This is a genomic window from Mycoplasma anserisalpingitidis (assembly GCF_007858495.1).
Taxonomy (GTDB): Bacteria; Bacillota_I; Bacilli_A; order Mycoplasmatales; family Metamycoplasmataceae; genus Mycoplasmopsis; species Mycoplasmopsis anserisalpingitidis_A.
In genome coordinates, this window is the sequence record NZ_CP041663.1 from 622267 (window position 1) to 648525 (window position 26259).

At 30.9% G+C, this 26259-nt stretch carries 23 protein-coding genes, 9 tRNA genes and 2 rRNA genes; 5 read left to right on the plus strand and 29 right to left on the minus strand.

What is annotated here, in order from left to right; all coding sequences use genetic code 4:
• Positions 1-4 precede the first annotated feature (4 nt).
• The 5 genes from FOY43_RS02455 to ptsP all read left to right on the plus strand — a co-directional run bounded on the left by FOY43_RS02455 (position 5) and on the right by ptsP (position 4523).
• A complete protein-coding gene (locus FOY43_RS02455) occupies positions 5-235 on the plus strand; it encodes a phosphopantetheine-binding protein (protein WP_236094557.1) in 231 nt (76 codons plus the stop codon).
• 13 nt (positions 236-248) lie between these two features.
• Positions 249-323, plus strand: a tRNA-Trp gene (locus FOY43_RS02460).
• 46 nt (positions 324-369) lie between these two features.
• Positions 370-1365, plus strand: a complete 996-nt coding sequence (locus FOY43_RS02465; protein ID WP_146308969.1) for an NAD(P)H-dependent glycerol-3-phosphate dehydrogenase — start codon at positions 370-372, stop codon at positions 1363-1365.
• A 57-nt stretch (positions 1366-1422) separates the two neighbouring features.
• The gene (gene tig, locus FOY43_RS02470) at positions 1423-2721 is read left to right on the plus strand and encodes a trigger factor (RefSeq protein ID WP_146308970.1); all 1299 of its coding nucleotides are present in this window, start codon (positions 1423-1425) and stop codon (positions 2719-2721) included.
• A gap of 101 nt (positions 2722-2822) precedes the next feature.
• The gene (ptsP, locus tag FOY43_RS02475) at positions 2823-4523 is read left to right on the plus strand and encodes a phosphoenolpyruvate--protein phosphotransferase (RefSeq protein ID WP_146308971.1); all 1701 of its coding nucleotides are present in this window, start codon (positions 2823-2825) and stop codon (positions 4521-4523) included.
• 83 nt (positions 4524-4606) lie between these two features.
• On the opposite strand, the gene FOY43_RS02480 is transcribed toward ptsP, so the two are convergent.
• The 29 genes from FOY43_RS02480 to secY all read right to left on the minus strand — a co-directional run bounded on the left by FOY43_RS02480 (position 4607) and on the right by secY (position 26249).
• A complete protein-coding gene (locus FOY43_RS02480) occupies positions 4607-5215 on the minus strand; it encodes a signal peptidase II (RefSeq protein WP_162847762.1) in 609 nt (202 codons plus the stop codon).
• Positions 5208-7886, minus strand: a complete 2679-nt coding sequence (gene ileS, locus FOY43_RS02485) for an isoleucine--tRNA ligase (RefSeq protein WP_146308973.1) — start codon at positions 7884-7886, stop codon at positions 5208-5210. Before ileS ends, FOY43_RS02480 begins: the two co-directional genes overlap by 8 nt.
• A gap of 13 nt (positions 7887-7899) precedes the next feature.
• On the minus strand, positions 7900-8421 hold the full coding sequence (locus FOY43_RS02490; RefSeq protein ID WP_146308974.1) for a hypothetical protein: 522 nt from the start codon (positions 8419-8421) through the stop codon (positions 7900-7902).
• 109 nt (positions 8422-8530) lie between these two features.
• Positions 8531-8606: transfer RNA gene (locus FOY43_RS02495), tRNA-Phe, on the minus strand.
• 7 nt (positions 8607-8613) lie between these two features.
• Positions 8614-8690: transfer RNA gene (locus FOY43_RS02500), tRNA-Asp, on the minus strand.
• A 1-nt stretch (position 8691) separates the two neighbouring features.
• Positions 8692-8767, minus strand: a tRNA-Met gene (locus FOY43_RS02505).
• An 18-nt stretch (positions 8768-8785) separates the two neighbouring features.
• A tRNA-Ser gene (locus tag FOY43_RS02510) sits at positions 8786-8878 on the minus strand.
• A gap of 1 nt (position 8879) precedes the next feature.
• Positions 8880-8955, minus strand: a tRNA-Ile gene (locus FOY43_RS02515).
• Between the two features lie 27 nt (positions 8956-8982).
• A tRNA-Met gene (locus tag FOY43_RS02520) sits at positions 8983-9059 on the minus strand.
• Between the two features lie 3 nt (positions 9060-9062).
• Positions 9063-9139, minus strand: a tRNA-Ala gene (locus FOY43_RS02525).
• Positions 9140-9143: 4 nt separating this feature from the next.
• Positions 9144-9220 (minus strand) — tRNA-Pro (locus tag FOY43_RS02530).
• 157 nt (positions 9221-9377) lie between these two features.
• Positions 9378-12267 (minus strand): 23S ribosomal RNA (locus FOY43_RS02535).
• 271 nt (positions 12268-12538) lie between these two features.
• A 16S ribosomal RNA gene (locus FOY43_RS02540) occupies positions 12539-14045 on the minus strand.
• The 16S and 23S rRNA genes sit together here with 8 tRNA genes alongside, the layout of an rRNA operon.
• A gap of 163 nt (positions 14046-14208) precedes the next feature.
• Positions 14209-15696 carry a hypothetical protein gene (locus tag FOY43_RS02545; RefSeq protein WP_146308975.1) on the minus strand — a complete coding sequence of 496 codons (1488 nt, stop codon included), beginning with the start codon at positions 15694-15696 and terminating at the stop codon, positions 14209-14211.
• 277 nt (positions 15697-15973) lie between these two features.
• Positions 15974-16786, minus strand: a complete 813-nt coding sequence (locus tag FOY43_RS02550) for a TIGR00282 family metallophosphoesterase (RefSeq protein WP_146308976.1) — start codon at positions 16784-16786, stop codon at positions 15974-15976.
• A gap of 52 nt (positions 16787-16838) precedes the next feature.
• On the minus strand, positions 16839-17807 hold the full coding sequence (gene recA, locus FOY43_RS02555) for a recombinase RecA (RefSeq protein ID WP_236094558.1): 969 nt from the start codon (positions 17805-17807) through the stop codon (positions 16839-16841).
• Between the two features lie 83 nt (positions 17808-17890).
• Positions 17891-18157 (minus strand): 30S ribosomal protein S15, encoded by a 267-nt coding sequence (gene rpsO, locus FOY43_RS02560; protein ID WP_146308978.1) that lies wholly within the window; start codon positions 18155-18157, stop codon positions 17891-17893.
• A 95-nt stretch (positions 18158-18252) separates the two neighbouring features.
• The gene (locus tag FOY43_RS02565) at positions 18253-19107 is read right to left on the minus strand and encodes an FAD synthase (protein ID WP_146308979.1); all 855 of its coding nucleotides are present in this window, start codon (positions 19105-19107) and stop codon (positions 18253-18255) included.
• Between the two features lies 1 nt (position 19108).
• Positions 19109-19921 (minus strand): YcsE-related riboflavin metabolism phosphatase, encoded by an 813-nt coding sequence (locus tag FOY43_RS02570; protein ID WP_146308980.1) that lies wholly within the window; start codon positions 19919-19921, stop codon positions 19109-19111.
• 23 nt (positions 19922-19944) lie between these two features.
• The gene (truB, locus tag FOY43_RS02575) at positions 19945-20787 is read right to left on the minus strand and encodes a tRNA pseudouridine(55) synthase TruB (RefSeq protein WP_146308981.1); all 843 of its coding nucleotides are present in this window, start codon (positions 20785-20787) and stop codon (positions 19945-19947) included.
• An 88-nt stretch (positions 20788-20875) separates the two neighbouring features.
• Positions 20876-21238: a 50S ribosomal protein L17 gene (gene rplQ, locus FOY43_RS02580; protein WP_146308982.1), complete on the minus strand. Its 363-nt coding sequence runs from the start codon at positions 21236-21238 to the stop codon at positions 20876-20878.
• On the minus strand, positions 21238-22248 hold the full coding sequence (locus FOY43_RS02585; RefSeq protein ID WP_146308983.1) for a DNA-directed RNA polymerase subunit alpha: 1011 nt from the start codon (positions 22246-22248) through the stop codon (positions 21238-21240). Before FOY43_RS02585 ends, rplQ begins: the two co-directional genes overlap by 1 nt.
• A 38-nt stretch (positions 22249-22286) precedes the next feature.
• A complete protein-coding gene (gene rpsK, locus FOY43_RS02590; protein WP_146308984.1) occupies positions 22287-22670 on the minus strand; it encodes a 30S ribosomal protein S11 in 384 nt (127 codons plus the stop codon).
• 3 nt (positions 22671-22673) lie between these two features.
• A complete protein-coding gene (gene rpsM, locus FOY43_RS02595) occupies positions 22674-23042 on the minus strand; it encodes a 30S ribosomal protein S13 (protein ID WP_146308985.1) in 369 nt (122 codons plus the stop codon).
• Positions 23043-23050: 8 nt separating this feature from the next.
• A complete protein-coding gene (gene rpmJ, locus FOY43_RS02600; RefSeq protein ID WP_006886393.1) occupies positions 23051-23164 on the minus strand; it encodes a 50S ribosomal protein L36 in 114 nt (37 codons plus the stop codon).
• Between the two features lie 14 nt (positions 23165-23178).
• Positions 23179-23373 carry a translation initiation factor IF-1 gene (gene infA, locus FOY43_RS02605; RefSeq protein WP_318023608.1) on the minus strand — a complete coding sequence of 65 codons (195 nt, stop codon included), beginning with the start codon at positions 23371-23373 and terminating at the stop codon, positions 23179-23181.
• Positions 23374-23395: 22 nt separating this feature from the next.
• Positions 23396-24163, minus strand: coding sequence for a type I methionyl aminopeptidase (gene map, locus FOY43_RS02610; protein WP_328592698.1), 768 nt, complete (start codon positions 24161-24163; stop codon positions 23396-23398).
• 23 nt (positions 24164-24186) lie between these two features.
• Positions 24187-24834, minus strand: a complete 648-nt coding sequence (locus FOY43_RS02615) for an adenylate kinase family protein (protein ID WP_146308987.1) — start codon at positions 24832-24834, stop codon at positions 24187-24189.
• Positions 24828-26249, minus strand: a complete 1422-nt coding sequence (secY, locus tag FOY43_RS02620; protein WP_146308988.1) for a preprotein translocase subunit SecY — start codon at positions 26247-26249, stop codon at positions 24828-24830. Before secY ends, FOY43_RS02615 begins: the two co-directional genes overlap by 7 nt.
• Positions 26250-26259: the final 10 nt, after the last annotated feature.

Below are 26259 nucleotides of genomic sequence, written 5' to 3' on the forward strand. Positions count from 1 at the left end.
TGTTATGAGTATAAAAGAAATAGTTATTAAAGAATTTAATAAATTATCAAAAAGTAAAAAAGTAAAGGAAAGTGATAATATTAAAGATTTAGAAATCGATTCTTTAGATTTTGCTGAACTTATCATTAATGCTGAAGATATGTTCGAAATTCATCTTCCAGATTCAGAACTTACAAATTTAGTTACTGTAAATGATGTGATTTTATTAATAGAAAAAACAAAAAATACTATATAATTGAAAATGGACTAGGAGTATAGTTCAACGGTAGAACAACGGGCTTCAACCCCGTGTGCTGTGGGTTCGAATCCTGCTACTCCTGCCATTTTTATTTTTTAAAAAACTAGTAAAATTTCATTTAGGAGTATGAAATGGATAAAAATAAAATTGCTATAATTGGAACTGGTGCTTGAGGATCGGCTCTAGCGAATGTTCTCTTAAAAAATAACCATAATATCATAATGTACGGAATAAACCAAGATGAAATAAATGATATAAATAATGGGTATAACAGAAAATATTTTGGTAATAAAAGATTTCACAATTTTAAAAATTTAGCCGCGACAAATAATCTAGATATAACATTAAAGAATGCTGACTATGTTATTTTAGCCACACCATCAAGTCATATTAAGACAATGCTTAAGGAAATTCAAAAAGTACTTAATTATAGAAAAATAAATTTAATAAATGTTGCTAAAGGTATAGATAGCGAATCAAAAAATTTCTTTTCAGAATTAATTTACTCAAAGTTCAAGAAAAACCTAAAAAATATGGCAACTTTAATAGGTCCCAGTTATGCTGTAGAAGTTTTTGAGAATGAATTGACAATGATTAATGTTGTTGGTAGAGATATAAATTTCTTAGCGAAATTAACTAAGGTTTTCAACAATGATTCATTTAAATTAGTAATTAATAAGAACGAAAAGGGTTCTGAACTTTTTGCTGCATTAAAAAATGTTTTAGCTATTGGTGTTGGTATTATAAGTTATTCAAATAAAAGCAAAAATACTCAATCAGCAATGTTAACAATTGGTGTAAAAGAAATACACAAAATTTATAAAAGTCTTTTTCCAGAACTTGATGATGAAATAGGATTCGAATTAGCTGGTATTGGTGACATTTTTCTAACGTGTTCATCTAACAAAAGTAGAAACTTTTCTTTTGGTTTAGATATTGCTGACAAAGGTCTCAAAGAAGTTTTAAATAATCAAACAAAAACAGTTGAAGGTTATACAACAGCAAAAATTTTAGAAAAAATCATTAAAGAAAAAGATATTTACGTACCATTTATGACAAATATCATAAATGTTTTATACCATAATAAATCACCATTCAAAATTCTTGATTTTCTTGAAGAGTATTAAAATATAATTCAATATAAAATAAAATAGTTTAAAATATTAGTATTTGTATAAAGGAGAATGATGATTAAAGCTATTAAAGATGATAAAAATCAAACAATAACAGTTACTATTCCTGTTACTAAAGAAGAATATTCAAAAAATCGTTCAAAAGCTGAACAAAAAGTTATTAAAAAAATTAAAATTCCTGGATTCAGAAATGGTTCAAAATTACCTAAAAATGTTTTAGATAAATATTTATCACAGGCTCAAGTTGAACACGAAACAATCAATTTGATTGCAGAAACAAAATTTATTGATGCACTTAAAAGTGCTGTTGAAGTTACAAAGTACTTCTTTGATAAACCAGTATCAATCGACTACAAGAAAGCAGAAGATGAAAATCATGGCGAATTAATTATTGTTTTTGATAGAACAGTTGATTTTGATTCAATTAAACTTGACAATCTTAAAATTAAATTTGAACAAAGAGAAGTTACAGATGCTATTGTAGAAGAAGAATTGAAAAAACTTTTACAAAAATATTCAACTTATGAAGAAGTTAATGCTAAATCAGAACTTAATGACACTGTAAACATTGACTTTAAAGGATATGTTGGTGATGAACCTTTCGAAGGTGGTGAAGCTGAAGGATTTGATCTTGTTTTAGGATCAAAACAATTTATTGAAGGATTTGAAGACCAATTAGTCGGTAAAGAAGCTGGATGAAAAGGTGAAGTTAAAGTTACTTTCCCTAAAGAATACTTTGCAAAAACTCTTGCCGGTAAAGATGCTATTTTTGAAGTAACAATTAACAAAGTATTAAAAATTAAAGAAATTGAATTAACAAAAGAAAATCTTATGTTAATTGGTGGAACAGAGGAAGATACTGTTGAAACTGCTAAAACTAAATTCAAAGAAAGATTAGTTGTTACATACAAAAATGAAGACAAACAAAATTTCTTTGAAAATTTAGTTCGTGAAGGTGTTTCTAAAACAGAATTAAATTTTAGTAATACATTACTTGAATTCAAAATTAAAGAAGTTGAATCAACAATAAATAAACAATTAAAACAACAAAATATTAAAAAAGTTGAATATTTACAACTTCTTGGAATTAACGATGATGAATATAATGAAAGATTAAGAGAAGAAGCTAAAGAAGGTCTTAAAGCAGATGTTATAAAAGAAGCTGTTATCACTTCTTTAGGTCTTGAACCTGTTTCAAAAGAAGAAATTGAAGAAAAATACAATTCAATCACTAAAGAAACTAACTTGCCTATTGAACAACTTAAACATTTCTTACCTGAACAAAGAGTAAAAGAAATTGTTGAAATCGATAAAAGACTTGATGCTACAATTCAAAAATACAGTAAATAATTAAAAAGGTGGTAAAATTCCACTTTTTTTATTCAATCTTTAACTTGACCACTCATAATTAACTATAATTGTTTATACTTTTATTATTTATAGGAGGCATTATGCAAATTAAAGGTATAGGAGCATCTAAAGGTATAGCTTTAGCTAAAGTTCTTAAAATTGAAGAAAAAAATGTTGAAATTGTTGAAAAAACTTCAAATAGTGTTGAACAAGAACTTAAACTTCTAGTAAATGCAATGAAAGCAGTTGAAGTTAAAATTCAAAAAGGTAAAGAATTAGCTAAAGATCCTGAACACGCTGAAATTTTTGAAGCACACTTAAACTTTTTAAATGACCCTTTCACGAATGAAAGGGTCACAGAAATGGTTAATCAAGGTTATTCAGCCATTTATTCAGTATCAAAGATTTATGGAGAAAATGAACAAATCTTTCTTTCTATGGATGATGAATACATGAGAGAAAGAGCAGCAGATATTAGAGATATTAAAACTAAATTGCTTTATGCTTTAAGTGGAATTAATGAACATGATTTATCTGCTATAAGTGAAGAAGTAATTATTGTGGCAAATGATTTAACACCATCACAAACTGTTCAATTAAATAAAAAATACGTTAAAGGGTTTGCCACAAATATCGGTGGTCCAACTTCTCATACAGCTATTATGGCAAGAAGTTTGGGCATTCCTAGTGTTGTGGGTACAAATAACATTCTTGAATTGGTTAATGATGGTGATTATCTTTCTATTAACGGTGATAAAGGCTTGGTAATTGTAAACCCAACAGAACAAGAGATCGTTGAAATCAATAAGCAAAAGAAACTTTATGAAGAATATCTTGAAAAATTGAAATTATTTAAGAATAAAGAAAGTAAGACAAGTGACAATCACAAAGTTGAACTAGCCGCTAATATCGGATCGCCTGCAGACTTACAATCAATTATTGATAATGATGCTGAAGCTGTTGGATTATTCAGATCAGAATTTTTATACATGGATAATTCGGATTGACCAAGCGAAGATGAACAATTTGAAGCTTACAAAAAAGTTGTTTCAGGTATGAATGGGAAAAGAGTTGTTATAAGAACTCTTGATATCGGTGGAGATAAAACATTAAAATACTTCAAATTCCCTGAAGAAATGAACCCATTTTTAGGATATAGAGCTATTCGTTTCTGTTTACAAAATAAATCAATCTTTAAGACTCAATTAAGAGCCTTAATTAGAGCAAGTTACTATGGTAGAATTGCAATTATGATTCCAATGATCACAAATGTTACTGAGTTTTTGGAAGCAAAAGATTTCTTTACTGAAACATATAAAGAATTAAGCAAAGAAACAAACGAAATTGCTCCATTAAACGAAATTGAATTTGGTCTAATGATGGAAACTCCAGCAGCTGCTATTTTATCTGATAAGTTCTGTAAATATGCTGATTTCGTTTCTATCGGTACAAATGATTTAATTCAATATTCAATGGCTGCAGATAGAATGAATGAATCAATTTCTTATCTTTATCAACCACTTAATCCATCAATTTTAAGATTAATTAAACACGTTATTGATGGAGCGCACAAAAACGGTAAATGAGCTGGCATGTGTGGTGAAATGGCTGGTGATAAAAGAGCTTTACCAATTTTAGTTGGATTAGGTTTAGATGAATTTTCAATGTCAGCGTCTAACATTTTAAACACTAGAGAAATGTTGTCAAACCTTTCATATCAAAAATGCAAAGAAATTGCTGAAAAAGTTATTGAAATGGATTCGTGCGAAGAAGTAGTTGAATATATCGATAACTTAAATTAACATTAATTAAGAGCTATTTAGCTCTTTTTATTTCTTTATATAAAAAATAAATTAAAAAATTTACTTCTTTATGGAAGTAAATTTTATTCAGCATTTTTTTTCTTTTTCACTATATCTAAAACTAATTCATATAAAAGATACACAAATATCAAAACTGCTCCTAGCATAACTCAGACATCAGCTAAATTAAAGGTTCCTTTATCAACCCAAGGTAAGTAGAAAATATCTTTAACAAATTCATTAAATATGAATCTATCAAGCATATTCCCGAAATCTCCTGAAGCAATCAGACAGATAAAAATCGTTAATTTTTTATTTATCATCAATGGAACAAATATGCAAAAAATAAATATCAAAACACTAACAATTTGTATTATTGTTATATTAAAAGAACTTGGAAGAAAGGTTACACCTCTATGTCAAATTGATCTTATTCCAAAAATTCCATAATTTACTACACTTTTGTAATTTATAGTTTCTGGATTAGTTCAATATCCATTTACATAAACCAATCCTTCTGAATTTAATTTATTAACATCACCATGCACAAAAATAAAAGTTTTTGTTAATTGGTCAATTAAAAGTAAAACTATAAATAAAACTATGAATATACAATAATTTATTATTATTTGCTTTTTGTTATTTTTTAAATATTTAACAAAATCATTTCATTTTAACTGAAATTTATTCATTAAATCCACCAAAATCATCTAAAGATGAAATAACGTCATAACATCTTACACAAATCTCGTCATTATGCATCTCTTCTTTTTCAAAATGATTTCAACATCTTTCACATTTTTTACTATCAAATTTAGAAACTTTAGTTTCATTAGAAATTGATACTTTACCGACCATCAATAACATTTTTAAATTCAAGTTCTTGATGAATTCACTATTAGTTTTAAGTGATAATTCAAGTTCATTACTTCTTTTAACTTCACCATTCTTTATAGAATTTTCAATTAAAATATTAATTTGGTCTCTTAATTCAAAGAATTCGTTATATTTATTAATTAATTCATAATTTGGTGTAGTTGATTTCACAAATCTTTCAAGCATAATTGATTCTTCTTTATTTTCTTTATTAAAGAAAGAATATGCTTCTTCTGCAGTTGTTGGTAAAATTGGTGCAAGAGCTAAAATTATAAAATCTGTTATTTCATAAAGATTCTTAAGAACCATTTGTCTTTCAATGTTGTCTCTGGATTCTACATATAATAAATCTTTAACAATCGAAAGATAAAAACTAGATAAATTAACAATATAATTATTAATTTCCTTAATAACATTAATGAACTTAAAACTGTTGTAGTTTTCATGTACATTCTTAATTAGAACTTTTAATTCTTCATTAATAAATTCATGAATACCTTCTAATTTTAAGTTTTTATCGTATTTATAGTCATTTGTATTAGAAATCATAAATCTTAAAGTGTTACGGATTTTTCTATACACTTCAGCATTTTGATTAAGAATATCTTCTGAAATATTAATATCATTTGAATATTCACTATTTGCAGCTCATAATCTTAATATATCAGCACCTTTCTGATTTACAACATCAAGAGGTGAAATGATATTTCCTTTTGATTTTGACATTTTTTCACCCTTGCCATCAAGAACAAATCCATGGCTAATCAAATTCTTATAAGGTGCTTTTCCTTTATAAGCAACAGAATTTATTAACGAAGAGTTGAATCAACCTCTATATTGGTCAGAACCTTCAAGATAAACATCGTATGGAGATTCAAATCCATAAACATCAGCTGCAATATTTGAAGTCCCAGAATCAAATCAAACATCCATGATATCCATTTCTTTTGTATATCCTTTATTTCTGTGAATTTCAGGAAGTAATTCATCTACTTCTTTTTCTCATCAAATGTCAGATCCATTTTCTTCAATTAACTTAATTACGTAATCAAATATTTGTTCATCAATAACCGGTTGCTTATCTTTATCGTAAAATATTATAATTGGAACTCCTCAAGTTCTTTGTCTTGAAATTGTTCAATCTCCTCTATTTTCTATCATATTCGAAAGTCTTTTATAAGCTCATTCAGGATACATTTTAACGTTTTTTAACTCACTTAAAATGTTGTTTCTAATTTTATCAATAGAAACAAACCACTGAGGTGTACCTCTAAAAATAATTGGTTTGTGTGTTCTTCAATCATGTGGATATGAATGTTTAATTTTATTAGATAAAATTAAAGATTCATTGCTTTTTAAGAAGCCAATAATTTTTTCATTTGAATCTTCATAAAACATTCCATTATAATCACAATCAAAGTCGATATTTCCATTATCTGAGATATGCATTATCATTTCAAGATTATTTGTTTTCCCAATCAAGAAATCATCCTCACCAAAAAGCGGAGCTATATGAACAAGACCAGTTCCGGCTTCCAAAGTAACATGATGTCCTATTACAACCCTAGCATTATTATTTGTAATTGGTGTTAAATATTCCACACCAACTAAATCCTTAGAAGTTAATTCGGTAATAATTTTAATTTCTTCTCATTTAAATAATTCTTGTAAATTTTCTAATAAATCTTTTGCAACGATATAATAATTATCATTAACAAAAACTTTAATATAGGTTATATTTTCTCCAACAGCAACTCCTGAATTAGCAATTAAGGTTCAAGGAGTAGTTGTTCATATAATTAATTTATCATTTGCATTAACTTTTGAATTGTCACTATTTATAACATTAAACGCAACATATATAGAATTTGAAACAACATCGGCGTATTCTACTTCAGCTTCAGCTAATGCAGACTGGCTTGATGGTGATCAATAAACTGGTTTGAGATGTTTATATACTAAACCATCTAATACCATTTTTTTGAACAATTGAAGTTGTTTAGATTCATATTTTTTATCTAAAGTTACATAAATTTTTTCTAAATCAGAGAAAAGTTGTAATGTTTTAAATTGTTTCTTTTGATTTTCAACTTGTTTAAGAGCATACTTGGCAGCTTTTTTTCTTAAAATCAAAGGATTTAATTCATCTTTAGAAATATTCATTTCTTGTAACATTTTATGTTCAATAGGTAAACCATGAGTGTCTCATCCGGCAACAAATGGTGAATAATATCCAGATAATGTTTTATATCTAACAATAATATCTTTAAGAATTTTATTCAATGCATGTCCAACATGCAAATCTCCATTTGCATATGGAGGGCCATCATGAACTATAAAAGGTTCATTATCTTTATTTTTATCTAGGGATTTAATGTAAATTAAATCTTTTTCTCACTTTTCACGGAAATTCTTTTCTTTTTGAGTTAAATTAGCTCTCATTTCAAATTTTGTGGTAGGCATTAGTAAAGTTTTTTTGTAATCCATTATCACTCCTTTATTAATTATATTGTTTGCATGATTCACAATCTCTTATTTTATAGTCATAAATATAATGATTATGAGACACAGAAGTTACTTTGAAACCTTCTATTTCTATAGCATTAGAAGTTGTCTTTACATCTAAGTTAGTATCAGTAATATTTAAAAATATAGTTGCTTTATTTGTACCTGGCACTGATTGTGATCTTTGGTTTATTTCAATTCTATAATTATGACCATTAAATGAATATAAATTTTTCTTAACTGTTATATTTCCAGTGCATAATAAATATTCAAAATTAAAATTTTCTAGTTTATTTTTAGTTGTATCAATATTAATACAATTATCTTTAGTAATATTAATATTCAATATTTCTTCTTTGAAATATTGAATATTTTCCTCTACATAACTTCTATATTTGTAAAGTGATTCTGTAGCTTCTTTTCTATCGTTATTACAAGAAGATGAAACAACACTCATCCCAACTAATGATACAATAGGCATAGTAAAATAAAATATTTTTCTTATTTTTTTAATCATTGTTCCTACTTTAACTTTTATAATTTTACTATATTCCAAAAAATGAGATTAATAAAAATAGCAAGTTAAATTCAGCTATTACACGAAATTTAACTTGCTATTTTTTGTATGGTGGCCCCGGCAGGAATCGAACCAGCGACACACAGAGCTTCAATCTGTTGCTCTACCAACTGAGCTACAGGGCCAAAATAATGGCGGTCCAGACGGGAATTGAACCCGCGATCTCCTCCGTGACAGGGAGGCGTATTAAACCACTTTACCACTGGACCATGGTTGCGGAGATAGGATTTGAACCTATGACCTTCGGGTTATGAGCCCGACGAGCTACCAACTGCTCCACTCCGCTATGTAATGTGTAAACAGATGGCGGGTGATGAGGGATTTGAACCCCCGCGGGACTTGCATCCCCTGCTAGTTTTCAAGACTAGTCCCTTCAGCCAGACTTGGGTAATCACCCGTGGTGGACCTAACTGGATTCGAACCGGTAACCGACCGGTTATGAGCCGGTTGCTCTAACCGTTGAGCTATAGGTCCATATTTTTTAACAGTTAAGCTTCCGTATGGTAGCACCGATGAGATTCGAACTCATGACCTTCCGGGTATGAACCGGATGCTCTAACCAACTGAGCTACAGTGCCAAATGGTGGAGAGTATGGGATTCGAACCCACCGCCTCCTGCGTGCAAGGCAGGCGCTCTAGCCAAATGAGCTAACCCCCCAAAATGGTGAAGAAGACAGGATTTGAACCTGCGACCCCTACGTCCCAAACGTAGCGCTCTGCCAAGCTGAGCTACTTCTCCAAACCAATTAATTTATTTTGCATTTATATTTTAACTTATTTTTAAAAAAATCAAAATAATTTTTCAAAGATTTTTATAAAAAAATATCCTCAATGGATACAATCTTTGAAAACTGAATAGCTGTTGGTAATTTATTAAAAAATCTATAAATTCATCCACTTTTAAACCTATCAATTTATTAGTAATGGTCAGCTGAATGTATCACTACACTTACACTTCCATCCTATCAACCTCGTCGTCTACAAGGAATTTCAAGGGAATACTTATCTCTGAGGAGGCTTCCCACTTAGATGCTTTCAGCGGTTATCCTTTCCACACTTGGCTACCCTGCTATGCTTCTGGCGAAACAACAGGAACACCAGCGGTGTGTCCACTCCGGTCCTCTCGTACTAAGAGCAGCTCTCATCAATATTCCAACGCCCACATCAGATAGGGACCGAACTGTCTCACGACGTTCTGAACCCAGCTCGCGTACCGCTTTAATTGGCGAACAGCCAAACCCTTGGAACCGACTCCAGCTCCAGGATGCGATGAGCCGACATCGAGGTGCCAAACCTTGCCGTCGATGTGATCTCTTGGGCAAGATAAGCCTGTTATCCCCAGGGTAACTTTTATCCGTTGAGCGACTGCCGTTCCATGACGTACAGCCGGATCACTAAGTCCTGCTTTCGCACCTGCTCGACTTGTAAGTCTCGCAGTCAAGCACACTTCTACCTTTGCGCTCTACATACGGTTTCTGACCGTATTGAGTGTACCTTTGAACGCCTCCGTTACCTTTTAGGAGGCGACCGCCCCAGTCAAACTACCCACCACGCACTGTCCTCCCACCGGATAACGGCGGCAAGTTAGAAACTCAACATACCAAGGGTGGTATTTCAACGGCGACTCCATTAGGGCTAGCGCCCTAACATCACAGTCTCCCACCTATCCTACACATGTTAGGCCAAGTTCCAATACGAAGTTGTAGTAAAGCTCCATGGGGTCTTTTCGTCTTGATGCGGGTACCCAGCGTTTTCACTGGGACCATAATTTCACCGAGTCCAATGTTGAGACAGTTGAGAGATCATTGCGCCTTTCGTGCAGGTCAGTATTTAGCCGACAAGGAATTTCGCTACCTTAGGACCGTTATAGTTACGGCCGCCGTTCACCCGGGCTTCACTTCAACGCTTCGCTTAAAGCTAACGCATCCGCTTAACCTTCGGGCACTGGGCAGGCTTCACCCCCTATACATCACCTTGCGGTTTAGCAGAGAGCTGTGTTTTTGATAAACAGTTGCCCCTCAAAATTTACTGTGGCCCATTTACATGGGCGCCCCTTCTCGCGAACTTACGGGGTCAATTTGCAGAGTTCCTTAACATTGGTTTTCTCGCTCGCCTTAGAATACTCATCTTGGGGACGTGTGTCCGTTCTCGGTACAGGTGATAAGTAGTTTAAAGTTTAGAAGCTTTTCTTGGAAGCATGAAATCACAGAATTCGTTACTTGTTGCCGTTCACTATGCATTACAACTCCCGGTTATACAGTGCGCATTTAACTACACTGACCAGTTGTTGCTTACCCCCAAATCCGATAATGGGTACTGCTATCCTTCTTCGTCACTCCATCACACTACTCTCAGTACAGGAATATTAACCTGTTGTCCATCGAATACGCTTTTCAGCCTCTCCTTAGGTCCTGACTAACCCTGGGTGGACGAACCTTGCCCAGGAAACCTTCCCCAATAGGCGTCGTGGATTCTCACCACGAATCGTTACTCATACCGGCATTCTCACTTCTTAACGCTCCACATGTCCTCACGGTCATGCTTCAATGCTGATAAGAACGCTCCTCTAACGTACAAATGTACCCGTAGCTTCGGTATTGTGTTTTAGTCCCGTTAAATTATTGGCGCAAGATCTCTTGACTAGTGAGCTATTACGCACTCTTTAAAAGATGGCTGCTTCTAAGCCAACTTCCTAGTTGTTTATGAAATCTCACAACCTTTCTCACTTAACACAATTTTGGGACCTTAGCTGACGATCTGGGTTGTTTCCCTCGCGAGCCGGGACGTTAGCACCCCGGTTCCGACTGCATGATAATACATAATGGTATTCGGAGTTTGATTATAGTCAGTACCGCTAGGCGCGGCCATTCCATATTCAGTGCTCTACCACCAAGATTTAACATCACACGCTAGCCCTAAAGCTATTTCGAGGAGAACCAGCTATCTCCAAGTTCGATTGGAATTTCTCCACTATTCACAAGTCATCCGGGCACTTTTCAGCGTACTACGGTTCGGTCCTCCACTTGGGATTAGCCAAGCTTCAACCTGCTCATGAATAGATCACATGGTTTCGGGTATATATCAACATACTAAACGCCCTATTAAGACTCGATTTCTCTACGGCTCCGCTTTTTTCCACTTAACCTCGCATGTTAACATAACTCGCCGGTCCATACTGCAAGATGTACGCCATCACCCGTTAACGGGCTCTGACTAATTGTAAGTAAATGGTTTCAGAATCTATTTCACTCCCCTCCCGGGGTTCTTTTCACCTTTCCCTCACGGTACTAGTTCACTATCGGTGTCTGGTTAGTATTTAGCCTTACCGGATGGTCCCGGCAGATTCAGACAGGGTTTCACGTGCCCCGCCCTACTCAGGATACAGCCATAAGATTGTAATATTTCGCATACAGGAGTTTCACCTTCTATGCTAAACTTTTCCAAGTTTTTCTGCTATACTACAATTTTGTAACTTAAAAAGGCTGTCCTACAACCCCAACATGTGTTGGTTTGGGCTCTTCCATTTTCGCTCGCCGCTACTAATAGAATCATTATTTATTTTCTCTTCCTGTTGCTACTAAGATGTTTCAGTTCACAACGTGTCTCGTCTATCTAACTATTTTATTCATTAGAAAGCAACTAGACTTTACTCTAGTTAGGTTTCCCCATTCGGAAATCCCCGTTTCATAGCGTATTTCCAGCTCCACGAGGCTTATCGCAGGTTATCACGTCCTTCATCGACTTCCAGACCCAAGGCATCCACCATAAACTCTTACTTATTTAAAAGTACAATATTTACCTATTGTTGATGTATTTTAAGACATTTTAATAAATTAAATTTATTAACTCGGTATCAAAACAAATAAGACATAATCTTTATTTTGTTTAATGATGTCGTTGTTATATTAAAAATGTATAACTATTCAGTTTTCAAAGATCATGAGAGAAAATTCTCTCAAAACTAGATATACGCTAGTGGACTAAAACATTAGCACATGACATTAAAAATATTTAGTCATTGTTATCAGTACTTGTTGTACTAAGGTGTACTCCGTAGAAAGGAGGTAATCCATCCCCACGTTCTCGTAGGGATACCTTGTTACGACTTCACCCCAGTCACCAGTCCTGCCTTAGGCAGTTGTCTCCGTAGTTAACAAAACCGACTTCGGGCATTACCAGCTCCCATGGTGTGACGGGCGGTGTGTACAAGACCCGAGAACGTATTCACCGTAGCGTAGCTGATCTACGATTACTAGCGATTCCGACTTCATGTAGTCGAGTTGCAGACTACAATCCGAACTGAGAACGGTTTTTTGAGATTTGCTCCACGTCGCCGTATTGCATCTCTTTGTACCGTCCATTGTAGCACGTGTGTTGCCCCACTCGTAAGAGGCATGATGATTTGACGTCGTCCCCACCTTCCTCCCAATTACTCGGGCAGTCTCCTTAGAACATTTAACTAAGGACAAGGGTTGCGCTCGTTGCAGGACTTAACCGAACATCTCACGACACGAGCTGACGACAACCATGCACCATCTGTCATTCCGTTAGCCTCCACTATATCTCTATAGCTTTGCGGAAGATGTCAAGAGTGGGTAAGGTTCTACGCGTATCTTCAAATTAAACCACATGCTCCACCGCTTGTGCGGATCCCCGTCAATTCCTTTAAGTTTCACTCTTGCGAGCATACTACTCAGGCGGATGATTTAATGCGTTAGCTGTGCCGATGAGTTTCCCATCAGCTAATCATCATCGTTTACAGCGTGGACTACCAGGGTATCTAATCCTGTTTGCTCCCCACGCTTTCGTCTCTCAGTGTCAGTGTATGCCCAGTTAGCTGCCTTCGCCAAGTTGGTGTTCTTCCTTATATCTACGCATTTCACCGCTTCACAAGGAATTCCGCTAACCTCTTCATAACTCTAGTTTGCCAGTATCCAACGCAATTTGGGGTTGAGCCCCAAGTTTTCACGTCAGACTTAACAAACAACCTACAGACGCTTTACGCCCAATAATTCCGGATAACGCTTGCAACCTATGTATTACCGCGGCTGCTGGCACATAGTTAGCCGTTGCTTTCTGACAAGGTACCGTCAAGATAAAGTCATTTCCTACTTTATTTTTTCTTCCCTTATAACAGCAGTTTACAACCCGAAGGCCGTCATCCTGCACGCTGTGTCGCTCCATCAGACTTTCGTCCATTGTGGAAAATTCCCTACTGCTGCCTCCCGTAGGAGTCTGGGCCGTATCTCAGTCCCAGTGTGGCGGATCAGTCTCTCAACCCCGCTAAACATCATAGCCTTGGTAGGCCATTACCCTACCAACTAGCTAATGTTACGCACCCCAATCCTCTAGCGAAGCAAACGCTCCTTTTATATATTCTTCATGCGAAAAACATAAGTATCCGGCATTAGCGATCATTTCTAATCGTTATTCCAATCTAGAGGGCATGTTAAGTACGTGTTACTCACCCATTCGCCGCTAAGTTCCGAAGAACTCCGCTCGACATGCATGTATTAGGCACACAGCCAGCGTTCATCCTGAGCCAGGATCAAACTCTCGAAAAAATTGACTGTCATGTTTGTATATCTAGTTTTCAAAGAACTTTTTTGTTTTGTGTGAAACAATTATAACATAAAAAAATTTTTAGTTAATTATTTTTTTATCTTTTTTATATTTTTTTAGTTGCTAATTTGTTAGCTAAGTAAGTATAGCACAAAAATAAAATTATTAATTAATTTTTTTAATTTTATTATGTATATCTCTTATAATTTTACTATAGCTTATATTTTTATTCAATGAATCTGATTTTTTAGGTTTGTAAGAATTAAATAAAAAGTTAAATATTTCATTATTCCGATGTTTTTCAATACTATTTATGTAATTTTTATCTATATTATTATTTATTATTAATTGAATAATGTCAGTAATATAAACACTACTTATTTCTATTTTATCAATTATTCTTGAGATTATGTACTTATTCATATTGTTGTCTTCTCCTTTGTTAATTAAAATCGAATTAGAAATGATCTTAATTAACTCAAGTTTAATCTCTTCTATTTTATTTATAAAAATATCTAAATTTCCAGAATCATAAATTTTATTTAATATTGTTAGTGTGTCGATTAGTGTAGTTTTATCATTTAAATATTCATTGTTTAAAATTCTATATCTTATTAATAAATTGTATTGCAACAATAAATACTTAATAAGAGAATCATCTTCATCATCGTCGAAACTACCTATAGCAAAGTCAGGTATTCTAAAATCAGATTTTTCTTCACAGAATTCAATAAAATTGTTTCAATGGATATCAACGATATCGTTATCAGTTATACTAACATCTCTTTTTAATGAAATATTATTATTTTTTATAAAATAATTTTTAACAATCAATTCATTATAGTTGAAAAATATTTTATTTCTGTCATTTGTTAAAATTGCATTTATGAAATTTAAAAATGAATTTCAAAGTCCATAATGAACTAGTTCATTATAAATTTCATCTTTTTTCTTTGTGTTTGGGCTATATTCATCTCATAAATCGGATGAATATTTTAATCTGCTATTCCTTGATTTAAAGTCATTAAAATCTTTAATAAATGTTTCTGGATTAAATTCTATTATTTTTTCCTCCACCAATTCAATAAATCATGAATATAGTTTTTCAATAATATCATAAAAATCAATGTGAGGTTTATTTGAACGATTGATTACAAACTTAGAACTTTTAATATATGGTTCACTATATAAATATCATTTACGTTTAGTTGTGTAAATTGTTGAATAATCTTCATTTCTATAATTTGCAAAATTCAAGAAATTATTGTGACTTTTTTCCTTTAAATTATCAATTGTTAAATAAACTTTCTTAAGAATTGTGTCTTTATATTTGTAAATAATATTTATTTGATATTTTTTATGTAAGTCCTTAGGAATTGTTGAATTAAAATTCATTTCTAACAAAATATTGTCAAACATCTCAATCAGATCATCTATTTCTTTATTTATCTTAAATTCAACTTTTTCATATACAAATCCTTCATTTTTAAGAAGGTGTTGCTTTTCTTTCAATACTAAATAATTATTTTGAAATCTAGGAACTTCTATATTTTTAAGAGTGCTCGCAAAATATTTTAAAAATTTTATGTAGTCTTTATCATCCAATAATATAGAACTGGTATTTAAAAAGTTGTTAAAAGTCTTATCATTCACTTTATTAATTTCAATCTCCTTTGTTAAGTTTATATAAAATAAAAAAAAGTCCATGACGGACGAAATCTTTGAAAACTGAATAGCTGTTGGTAATTTATTAAAAAATCTATAAATTCATCCACTTTTAAACCTATCAATTTATTAGTAATGGTCAGCTGAATGTATCACTACACTTACACATTTTAAAAAATTATTTTTTCGTGTGTCTAAATAATTATACCAAATATTTTTTTAATCCAAATAAAAAAAAAAAAAAAAAAATAACAAATTTATTAAATTAATTTTTAGCTATGTTTAATTTAGTAATTTTATTATTTTCTTTATTTATATTATTAAGTTCCATAATAACCGCATTGAATTGTTGTTTATTTTTAGAAACTTCAAATTTTGATGGTCTATCAAATCTCATTTTCTCGTATACTGATTCAAAATCAGCTCCAATTGCAGAATTAGATGGGCCAGTCATCCCTACATCTGTTATATATAGAGTATTATTAGGTAATTTTTTATCATCATTTGTTTGTACATGTGTGTGTGTGCCACAAATTGCATCAACTTTACCATCAACATATAATCCTAATACATTTTTTTCACTTGTTGTTTCAGCATGGAAATCAATAAAGTGAAAATCTGTTTTTTCTTTAAATTTAATAATATTATCTATACAATCAAAAAAATTATCTGCATATTCTTCATTTCATGGAGGAGATAATTTATTAAAAGTAATTCCCATTAACTGAGTTACTCTTAATGATACACCTTTAATATTAAAAATTCTAGATCCTTCACCGGCATATTGAGGATTAATATTAGCTGGTCTAATTACATCTTCATTGTGGATTATTTCAAGAATTTCTTTTTTTGCTCAAACATGATTACCTAAAGTAAAAGCATCTACTCCAGATAATTTTAACCTTTCATAATCCTCTTTAACAAACCCTTTTCTTCCAGATACATTTTCTGCTTGACCAATAACAAAGTCTATGTAATATTCTTTTCTTATTATTGGAAGTAATTCTTCAACAAACTCAATTCCAGGTTCTCCAAATATATCGCCAATAAATAATAATTTAAGTTTTTGATTAGTCATTTTACCGTTTTCTACAAAATGAATTAATATTTATTAAATTATATATATTTATTTAAAGTATTTTATTTTCTATTTCATTTAGTAAAACTCCATCACAAATTAATACATCTCTCATAGTTTTTTTGCCTTGAGCTAAATTTTTGCCCTCATAAGAGTATCATGAACCCTTCTTTACTAAAACATTTTTTTCGACTGCTTCATCTATTATTTCACCAATTCTGTCAATGCCGCATGAAAAAAGTAATTCTGTATCCATTTTTTTATAAGGAGCTGCTAATTTATTTTTTACTACTTTAATTTTTAATTCGTTTCCAACAGTATCTTTACCATCAACTATGGGTTGGCCTTTTCTTACCTCAAGTCTTATTGAAGCATAAAATTTTAACGCTCTACCTCCTGTTGTGGTTTCTGGATTACCATAACAAACACCAACTTTCTCTCTTATTTGATTAATAAAAATAATTGTAGTTTTATTTTTGTTAGAAATCGAAGTTATTTTTCTTAATGCTTTAGACATTAACCTTGCTTGAGAACCAATTTGTTGTTCTCTCATATCTCCATTCAACTCAGATTCTGGCACTAAGGCAGCTACTGAATCCACAACTATCAAATCAATATTCCCTGATTTAGATAACATATCTACAATTTCTAATGCTTGTTCTCCTGAATCAGGTTGACTTATTAATAATTTTTCAACATCAACACCGATTTTTCCTGCATATACTGGATCAATCGAATGTTCAGCATCAATAAATGCTGCTATTCCGCCTTTTTTTTGAATTTCCGCAACCGCATGTAAACATAAAGTGGTTTTTCCTGAACTTTCTGGTCCATAAATTTCAATAATTCTTCCTTTCGGTCAACCACCTATTCCTAAAATATCATTTAATTTAAAACTTCCACTTGAAAAAGTATCAACGTCTGCGTGTGGTACATCCCCTAAATACATAATTGATTCATTCCCGAATTTTTTACTAATTTCTAAAATAGCTTCATCAATAATTTTTTTCTTATCGCTCATATAAACCTCCATAATAATATGAATGTTTATTCAGAAGTGAACAAAAAATGAACAAAAAGAATAAAAAAGCCTCCCGGCTTTTATTATTTACGTAAATTAAGTTCTTTAATACATCTATTGTATTCTTCTAAATCTTTTGATTTTAAGTGATCAAGTAATACACGACGTTTATTGATTTTAGCCATAAATCCACGACGTGAGTGTTTGTCTTTTGGATTTTTTAAGAAATGTGGTTTTAATGATTCGATATCTTCAGTTAAAATAGCAATTTGAACAAAAGTATTTCCTGTGTCTTTTGCGTTTTTTCCGTATTTCTTAACTAATCCTAATTTTGTTTCATTAGAAATCATAATTTTGTCTCCTATTTTTAAATTATGTTTTATCCAAGTGTTAAACTTATTTATCACCTAGTATAAAAATTTGCAATTAAGAAAATGCTTATAAATTATATACTATTATCATTAATAATAAAATTTTTTACTTCAAGTACATCTTCGCTTGTTAATTTATCATTTTGTGAGTTGGTTATTAACCTAATTTCTGAATATATGATTAACTTGGCTGCCACATTTTCAATTTCAAATGCTTTTATATCAATAAGCTTAAAATGAAAATTATTCCTCAAACTTATATGTAAGACGCAATAATATTTAATTTTGTTTACAATGAGCGCTGCCGCATAAATTCCTGAATGAATTTCAATAATATCATTATTTATTGATAATTCAAGATTAGATTTAATTTTGCATGTCAATAAGTACTCTCGCGTTAATAAAGAATTCAAAAACTTAATTTGCCCAAAATTCAATAATTCTTTTAAGTTTTTAGTCCCGATTTTTATATCTTTATATTTTAATAAATCTAAATCAATTACATTCATATTTTTAAAGTTATCTTTTAGTTTTGATGTATCTCATTTAGCAGACTTTCCAAATTTAAAGTCTTTCCCACAAATAATTGAACAATTATTTTTATTATTTGTTAATCTTTCTATAAATACATCACCTTCAAGAAGTGAAATTTTACTAAAATCTAATTCAATCACTTTATCAATTTCATTAAATGTGCTGAAGATATATCTTTTTGCGTCATTATCACAAAATAGTCCATCTTTCATTTTGAACATTGTTGTTTCATTCTTGAAATAAACCAAAACAATTTGTTCATTTTTTTTAATTTCAGCTGCTTTTTTCAATAATTGATAATGTCCTAAATGGAATGACTCGAATGCACCGATTACATATATTATATTTTCTGTGGGTTTTCAGCTATCTAATTCATAAATTTCTAGTGGTTTCATTTTATATCAACTTTAACTCTTTAAGTTTTAAATATGCTCCGTCATATTCGCAATCAAGAGCAACATCATCAGCAACACTTTTAATTCTTCAATTTGCTCTTTCCATAGCAACACCATAAACAGCATCACGAATCATTTCAAAATCGTTAGATGAATCACCAAAAGCAATTAAATTATCATTTGAATAACCGATTTTTTTTGTTAATAATTCTAAAGTTGAACTTTTTGTTGTTTTTTTAGGACCTATGAATATACCTCTACTTCAAGTAGAATTTATTTCCATATTTAAATTATTTTTATTTATAAATTCATTAATCAAATCGACTTTATTTGAAATATTTTCTCCACTTAAAGTGATTACGTAAATTCTTTTATCAATTACTTTGTTAAAATCTAATTCCTCATATTTACTTATATTAGGTCTAATGAATCAAGTGTCTAAATTAGTATTTTTAGAATAATATGATTTATTTACATCTGTTATTATGAAATTAAAATTATCATTATAAAATTCATCATAAAGTATTTTTACTTCATTTAAGTTTAAACCAACTTCATAAATAATTTCATTTTTATTACAATCAAGTATGAATGAACCGTTAGCTCCAATAAAATAATCTGGTTTCAATTGCTCTAAAAAATCACAAATTGTTGAAAATTCTCTAGCAGTCGCTAGTATTGAGACAATCCCATTTTTTCTTAAAAGCGAAAATGCATCAATAGTTTTTTGACTGAATTTTGTATTTCCATTTGGGAGAATTGTACCATCAATATCAAATGCAGCACATTTTATAATATTTTTAAGATTTTTCATAATACCTCACTTTAGAAAATAAATTATATCTTATTAGGGAAAATCTTTTTAACAATAAGCTCATTGTTAAAAATTTTTGCAACCCCGCCAATTTCATTAGTATCTCCATTGATTAATAAAACTACTTCATCATTTTTATTATTTATATTAGTTAATTTATTACCGTTTTTCAAATATTCTCTTTGCTTTTGATTGTATATAAATATTGGTAAGTTTAAAATATCTTTGTAATTTATTTCGGCAAATTCCTTACCATTCAACATACTTATATGCAAAACACCGATACCATTTCTTTCTAATTTTGTCATTGTTGAATAATTTTTGCAAAGAAGACCTAAATCATTAACTAAACTTCTAATATAACAACCCTCAGAAACCTTAAAATAAATTCTATAAGTCTGTTTTGCGAAGTCAAAACTCAATAATTTATAGTCAAATATTTTAATTTTCTGTTCTTTTATTTCAAAATCCATGTCATTTCTAGCAAGTTCATATGCTCTTACTCCATTAATTTTTTTTGCAGAAAATTTTGGCGGCACTTGGCTTCTTGTTTCACTTAATTCTTCAAGTTTTTTGTTTAAAACTTCTTCAGTGACTTTATTGTCTGTAATATTTATAACCTTACCTAAAATGTCATATGTATCAGTTTCATATCCAAAAACACCTTCAACTATATATTCTTTAGTTTTATTTGAGATATACTCTAATAATTTTGTGTCCTCATCAGTTGCTGCAAGCAACAACCCTTCAGCTAGAGGGTCAAGAGTTCCACTATGCCCTATTTTTTTAATTTTATTTTCTCTTCTAAATTTGCTTATTGCTTCAAATGAACTAATTCCAGTTTTTTTGTGTATTAAATAAAACATATTCTCCTTTTTCTATAGTTATATTATAAATAAAAAACCACCAAATTGGTGGTTTGCATTTCTATTAAGTTTATGTTTTTATTATTAATTAAACTAATTCAATGATTGCCATACGTGTATTATCACCTAAACGTGCAGGTAATTTAATAATTCTTGTGTATCCACCATTTCTTTCTTGGTATTTTGGTGCAATATTTGAAAATAAATGTGTAAGTACTTCAACGTTTTCTTTTGTTTTAATTGGGCGTAAATAAGCAGCAACAGCACGACGATTTGCTAAAGTTGGATTTTTAGCTTTTTGAATCATTCTTTCAGCGTGTTTACGTAATTCTTTTGCTCTTGTTAAAGTTGTTGTTATTCTTCCATTAACAAATAATTCACTTGTTAATGAACGCATAACTCCATTTCTTCATTTAGTATCACGTGAGTAAATTTGTTTTGGGTTAGCCATTATTCATCTCCTTTTTTAAGTGTAAATCCAAACTCTTGAAGTTTTTGTACTATTTCTTCTAATGATTTTTTACCTAAGTTCTTTGTTTGTTCAAGCTCATCATATGTCATTTCGATAATATCTGAAACTTTTGTTTTATTTATTCTTCTTAATGCATTTAATGAACGTACAGAAAGATTTAATTGGTTGATATCAAGATCTGCTTCATTTTCTTGTGGTTCCTCTTCGACTTCATCTGCGAAAACATCAACTTTCATTTCATCAGTGTTTCCTATAACCATAAAGTGTGCAATTAAAATTTCTGAAGCTTGCTTAATAGCTTGTTCGGCTTTGACTGTTCCATCAGTAATTAATGTAAAATCTAGTCTTTCTTCAACTTTAGCGCTAGATGAGTTTAATTCTTCAACCTTGTAGTTAACAAGTTTGATTGGAGAGAATTTTGAATCAACAGCGATAAACTTACCTTTTTTAATTTTTGAATTAGCTGCTAATTCACCTTCAAGTTTATTAACAATTAATTTGTTTTCTTCACTTGATAAAAATCCACGACCTGGTCTTATAAACATTTCAATTTTTAACGAGTTAACCGCACTAACATCAGCAATGTGAATGTTGTGGTCGATGATTTCAACATTTGGATTGTCAACAACTGTTAAATATCTTGATGTAATTTCGCCAACTTCATCTGCTTTAAGTTCAACCTTGATGATTTCATCATCATTAACTAATTCAGAATCATATTTAAATCTTACTTCTCTTAAATTCATAATTAGTGATGGAACATCTTCAACCACACCAGGAATTCCTTGGAATTCATGATTAACACCTTCTATTTTAATACAGAATGGGGCTAAAGAAGTGATATTTGATAATAAAACTCTTCTTAAAGCAACACCAAGTGTATTTCCAAATCCTCTTTCTAATGGTTGTAAACTGAATGTAGTTTCAAAATCACTTACTTTGTTTAATGAAGGAACTTTAAGATAATCTAATCTTTTCATCTTTTCCATTTAAGATACCTACTTTCTTATCATTAATAATAGTACTTTTATTTCTTAGCACGTTTTAGAATACGCTTAGGAGGTCTTGTTCCGTTGTGAGGAACAGGTGTAACATCCTTAATTTCTGTAACTGTGATACCTGAAACTTCGATTTGTTTTCTTGCAGCATCTTTTCCAGCTCCAAGACCTTTAAGTTCAACTTTAACAGATTTAATACCGTGTTCTTTAGCAGCTTCAGCCGCTGCTTGAGCTGCTAGACCTGCAGCATAAGGTGTTTTTTTCTTAGTACCTTTGTAACCAATAGCACCAGCTGATGATCATGCTATAACATTACCTTGTTCATCTGAAAATGTAACAATTGTGTTTTGGTTGGTTGAATGAATATGTGCAATACCTGTTGTAATATTCTTTTTCTTAGTTTTACGAGCCATATATTATTTACCTTTCTTTCCAGCAACTGTTTTTCTAGGTCCTTTACGTGTACGAGCATTCTTTTTAGTTGATTGTCCACGTACAGGTAATCCTTTACGGTGTCTAATTCCACGGTAACATTTAATTTCCATTAAACGTTTAATGTTTAAGTTAACTTCTCTACGTAAATCACCTTCTGTTGTATAGTGTTTAGCTGCTTCACGAATTTTTGATAATTCATCTTCTGATAAGCTCTTTACACGAGCATCTTCACTTATTCCTGCTTCAGCACAAATCTTTTTAGCTAAGCTTGGTCCGATACCATAAATATATGTTAATGACACAACAACACGTTTGTCATTAGGAATTTCAACGTTTAAAATTCTGGCCATCTTATCTCCTATCCTTGTCTTTGTTTGTGTTTAGGTAATTCACAAATTACTCTAATAACACCTTTACGTTTAATAATTTTGCAATCTTTACACATTCTTTTAACACTAGCTCTAACTTTCATTTTAGCTCCTTTAATTATTTGTGTCTGTAAACGATACGTCCTTGAGTTAAATCATATGGACTAATATCAACATCTACTTTATCACCAGGTAAAATTCTTATGTGATTAACTCTCATTTTACCTGAAATATAAACTTTCATAGTCATGCCGTTTTCTAATTCTACTTCATATGAATCAGTAGAATAAACAGTTTTAACCACTCCAGTCATCTTTATTGCGTCTTTTGCCAATTTAGATTCCTTTCGTTAAAACTACACCTTTTCCATTTTTAATCAAAACAGTATGTTCATAATGTGCTGTATTAGAACCATCAGTTGAAACAACTGTTCATCCATCTTTTAGAATTTTGATCTTTTTGGTTTGAGTAATCATAGGTTCGATGCAAATAACCATCCCATCCTTTAATAATGGACCAGTATTTTTCTTACCTCTATTAGGAACATTTGGATCCTCATGAAGTTGAAGCCCAATTCCATGACCACAAAAATCATCAGGTGTGAAAAAATTATTTTTCTTAATAACCTCTCAAATAGCAGCTGAAATATCACCTACTCTTGCTCCAGGTTTTATAGCGTTAAGACCTGCTTCAAAAGATTGTTTTGCAACTAAAATTAGCTTTTTATCAGTTTCACTAATTTCCCCTATACCTTTTGTGAAAGCACTATCACTGTTGTAACCTTGTCAGATACAACCCAAATCAACGCTAACTAGGTCCCCATCTTTAACTATATAGTCAGAAGGAATACCATGGATCAATTCATCATTTACGGATATACAAGCAGTTGCAGGAAAGCCGTATAATCCTTTAAATGCCGGAACGGCACCTCTCTTTACTATTTCTTTAAAAGCTAATTGATCAATTTCTTTTAAAGAAACCCCTGGTCTTACGAAATCTCAAACAATTTGTTTGACTTCTGCCAAGATTTTACATGATTTGGTAATTTTATCTATTGCACTTTTATCTTTTATTAAAGAAATAATAAATCCTAAATATGTTAATTATTATGTTTTAAATTGTATTACTATTTAATTTTTTTCAAAACACTATCTGCAACATTTTCTGGAGCGTCAATAGCTTCTACCACAATCAATCTGTTTGCATTTTTAAAATAATCAATTAATGGATTTGTTTGTTCATTATAAATTTCTAATCTTTTGATAATTGAACTAGGTTGATCGTCTTTACGTTGTTCTAAATCGCCACCACAATTTTCACATTTATCACCCTTTGAACTTGGTTTAAATTTAACATGATACCCAGTTGAACACTTTGAACAAGTTCTTCTTCCAGATAATCTTTCTAAAATAACTGATTCTGGAGCATACAATTCAACCACTTTATAATCAAAGTTTTCGATTGTTTCTAAAAATTTTGCTTGATCAATTGTTCTTGGAAAACCATCAAGAATTATTTTTGTATTTGCTTTAATTGTTTCATCTATTTTATTTTTAACAATTCTGTTTGTTATTTCATCAGGAACATAACCACCAGTTGTAACAATTTCTTGCACTTTCAATCCTAATTCAGTTTTGTTCTTTATTTCGTTTCTAAATATATTGCCTGTAGAAACATGTTCTAAATCTGTTAAATTAGCGATAATTGAAGCTACTGTTCCTTTTCCAACACCAGGAGCTCCTAAAAAAATTAAATTACAATTTTGTTTTATCATAATAAACCATCTCCATTTACATTTTTAGAGTTAAAGTTAGCTTTAGTAACTCTTTTAGCTTTAGCAAGCTTAACAGTTTTATTTCTTGCTTTTAATTGAGTTATTGTTTCGATGGCTACGGAAACTAAAATCATTAAACCGGTTCCACCGAAAGCAATTTGAGCAGGTAAAATGCCTAAAATAACTTGTACATGCTGCATACTTGCTAAAATAACAAGATAGAAGGCACTAAACAAACTCAATCTAAATACAACACCAATTAAATAATCTTGTGTTTCTTCACCAGGTCTAACACCAGGAATAAATGTTGAATTTTTAGCAAAATCTTCGGCTATTTTATCAACTTTTGATTGTTGTATTCCCATCAATAATGAGAAAACAAATGTTATAACAACTAATAATCCTAAACCGAATGGTTGAGTGAATTGTAAATTATGTTTAATTCATCAAGCACCATAATTATCTTTAGGTAGAATATTAGCGATCATTGTCGGGAAAGAAATAACCATCATTGCAAAGATAACAGGCATAATTCCACCTGGATTTAATTTAATTGGTAATTTACCCATTTCTTTAGTATTTCTTGATCTACCTGATCCAACTTGTTGAATAGGAATATGTCTTTCACTATTGTAAACAATAGAAATAATTAGAATTACCAAGAAATAACATATTACATAAAAACTAAAATTAATTAAACCGATTAATGAACCACTAACTAAAAAATCATTTGATAATTCCTTAAAGGCTGATTGGAATTGAATTGGTAATCTCATTGCTATACCAGTGAAAATAATCAAACTAGTACCATTACCAATACCTTTATTTGTTATTTCTTCAGATAAGAATAAACAAAATAAAGTTGCACCGACCAAAATCATTGGAAGTATAAAGAAAACTATAACATTTTCATTCATTCCGCTTGGAGAAACTATTTGAATAAATGCACTTGAAACTCCTCCAGCTGTTAATGATTTAGTTAAGAAAATTGCTTGAGGTATTGCAATTACTAAAGTTATTGCTCTGGTAATAACATTGATTTTCTTTCTTCCGTGTGGTCCGCTTTGACTTAACTTGTAAATAGGTGGGAATAATTTTGACTGTAAAATCATCATTATAAGTGATGCATTAATAAAAGGGCTTATTCCTAAGGCAAAAATCGAGAATCTAGATAACCCACCACCACCAACTAAATTTAGTGTGTCAAAAAATGAATCGCTATTAATATTTCTTGCAGAATTAATTTTAACAAATGGTGCTGTTATAGTTGTACCAATGATATAAATACTTAACAAAAGCAAGGTGAATAGAACTTTTTTGGTTATATCTTTAGTACTTCAAAAACTTAAAAAAATACTCTTTATCTTATTTCATAATGTAAAAAGTTTATTTGATTTCCTTCTAAAAAAACTCATTCATCCTCAC